General features: G+C 68.3%; 1 protein-coding gene and 1 pseudogene. One reads left to right on the forward strand and one right to left on the reverse strand.

The window, feature by feature from the left end; all coding sequences use genetic code 11:
• Positions 1-861: 861 nt before the first annotated feature.
• Positions 862-1,053: pseudogene (locus Q0R63_RS19445) on the forward strand (ATP-binding cassette domain-containing protein); the annotation flags it as partial.
• 494 nt (positions 1,054-1,547) lie between these two features.
• Here the strand turns inward: Q0R63_RS19445 and Q0R63_RS19450 are convergent.
• On the reverse strand, positions 1,548-2,789 hold a 1,242-nt coding region (locus Q0R63_RS19450), incomplete at its 5' end, for an IS256 family transposase (protein ID WP_295701070.1).

A 2,789-nucleotide genomic window follows, 5' to 3' on the forward strand; every position in this document is an offset into this window, starting at 1 on the left:
ACGGATGTCATGGCGTCAGTGAGCAGCAGGTGGCACGGGTGCCGGGCTTCGCGGGGCCGGGTTCGGCCGGCAAGCTCATCGACGGGGTAGGCCACTTCATGCTCGTGGAGCGCCCGGACGAGATCAACGGGTTGATCACCGGCTGGCTCCAGCGCACCCCGGCGGTGGGCCGAGGCTGAACGAACCCGCCTAGGAGGTGAGGGGACGCCAAGGCGGGCGTCCCCTCACTTGGAGTACTGGGGCTGCCATCTCCCACCCGCGGCGGCGCCGGGTCAGGAGCGACATGCGGGCGGCCAGGGCGGTCCAAAGGCGGACCTTACGAGTTCAAACCGCAAGGTTCGGGTCGTGGGGGGCGCCGCGGAGTGGGGACGGTTCTCCCTCTGACGCTGGCCCGCCGGTGACGACGTGGGTGGGCTGTAGGTCACCGGTTGCGAGGGACAGGATGGTCCTCCTGCTTTCCCCAGGGGAGTGGGAGGTGACCGGTGTCGACTCGTGGCATAGGGGATGCATGAGGATCGCCGACGCCCGTCGATCGGCCCCGCTTCGGCGGTACGCACCATGTTGCGGGTTCTCTCCGTCGCGTTCCTCGTGTCGGCCGTCGTCGCGATGCACTCCCTCGGCCTCGGGCACGGCCCGATGGCAGCCGCGCACTCGCAGTCGAGCGGGACGACGGGGCGACCGAGATGGTGGAGAGGGCGGGGGCGGCGTCGGACCGGCTCTCCGATGCGGTGAGACCGTGGTGGCCGTGGTTGACGATTCGTCGCACGGAATGGCCGCCATGTGTCTGGCTGTCCTGCCCCTCCTTGTCCTACTGATGGCCCGGTTGCTGGGGTGCGCGTGAAGGAAGACGCGGGGTCCGCCGTGATCGAGGGGGTGAGCCTGATTAAATGCCAGGGCCCAACGCTGACGGTCGACGATCTGACGTTCACGGTCGCGCCCGGTCAGGTGAGCGGGTTTCTCGGCCCGAACGGGAGCGGGAGGTCGACCACCATGCGCATGATCGTCGGGTTGGACCGGCCGTCATCTGGTGGGGTCAGGGTCGGTGGCGGAGCTGGGCTTTCCCGTTGGACGAGGTCGCCCGAATGTCCACGCTGCTCCACCCCGATGAGGGAAGGTGCTCGCAGTCAGATCGCAGAGACGCCAGAGGACCCGCAGCCCCTGCGGCCGATCCGCCTGCCGGGTGCCTCTGTCGACACCGGCTAGGTGACTATTTCTACCGGACCTCGACGTGCGTCAGGGAGTCGGAAGGTGAGGCTGCTCGCCCTAGCCGCCTCGAGGACCAGTTCGCAGCTGACGCTGGTGGCGCCTCGCTCACATGGATGCGAGGTGTCCGAGCAGTGATGCTCCAGATCTCTAATTCCCTTGCGGGGCAACGCTACCCGCAAGTCGTTGGGCTCGACCGGCCGGCGGCGGATCTGCCTAGGCTAACCGGCCTCGGGTCTATGCCCGCTGCTCAGACAGATAGTACATTTGGCCGAAGAAGCCTCGGTGCTACTTCCGTGGGCGACCTGCTGTTGAGTAATTGTCAAGACCTGTGGATCGGTGTGTCATGCGACGTGCTGGTCGGGGGCTGAGTCGTCGGGTCGTTCGACGAGTTTGCCCTTCTCGAATTTGGCGCCGTCGCGGACGAGCGCGACCAGATGGGGGGCGTTGACCGGGCGCCAACGGGCTTGGGCTGACTCGATGAGCTTGAACGCCATCGCGATCCCCGCGGCGCGGGAGCCGGGGCCCTTGGTGACCCGTTGGCGCAACCTCACGGTGGCGAAGGTCGACTCGATCGGGTTCGTCGTCCGCAGGTGGATCCAGTGCTCGGCTGGGTAGTCATAGAACGTGAGAAGGACCTCGAGGACGTCGAGGTCGTCGAGGTCGTCGAGGTCGTCGGTGATCTTCGCGGTCGCCTTGGGCCACTTCGCGCCGTACTCGGTGGCGAACGCTGCTGCGGCCCGCTCGGCGTGCTCGCGGTCTTCGGCCTGCCAGATCTCGGCGAGGGCGGCCTTGGCGCCCGGTTGGGCGGACTTGGGCAGGGCGTTCAGGACGTTGGCGATCTTGTGGAACCAGCAGCGCTGCTCCCGGGTGTCGGGGAACACCTCCCGGACCGCCTTCCAGAACCCCAGCGCCCCGTCACCGGCGGCGAGCACCGGCGCAGTCATCCCGCGTCGTTTGCAGTCACGCAGCAGGTCGGCCCACGACTCCGAGGACTCGCGGTGCCCGTCGGCCAGGGCGATCAGCTCCTTGGTGCCGTCGGCGCGGACCCCGATCATCACCAGCAGGCACACCTTGTCCTGGGTCAGGCGGACCTTGAGGTGGATCCCGTCGACCCACATGTACACGTAGTCGGTCTCGGCCAGCGACCGCTTCCCGAACGCGGCAGCCTCGTCCTGCCACTGCGTCGTCAACCGGGTGATCGTCGGGGCCGACAGGCCCGCACCGGAGCCCAGGAAGTGCTCCAACGCCGGCCCGAAGTCGCCGCTGGACAGGCCATGCAGGTACAGCAGCGGCAACACCTCGGCCACCTGCGGGGACTTCCGGGCCCAGGCCGGCAGGATCGCCGAGGAGAACCGGGCCCGTTCACCGGTTGTCTCGTCGGTGCGCTTGTCGTTTAGCCGCGGAGCCCGGACCAGCGCCGCGCCCGCAGCCGTGGTCACCTCCCGGGCAGCGTGATACCCGTTGCGGACCACCAACCGGTGACTGTCCTGGTCGACCTGGTCGGCGAACGCGTCGATATAAGCGGCGACCTCGGCCTGCAACGCGGCCGCGAGCATCGCCCGCGCCCCGTCCCGGACCACCTC

Source organism: Lapillicoccus sp., assembly GCF_025353065.1.
In the GTDB taxonomy this organism is placed as follows: domain Bacteria; phylum Actinomycetota; class Actinomycetes; order Actinomycetales; family Dermatophilaceae; genus Lapillicoccus.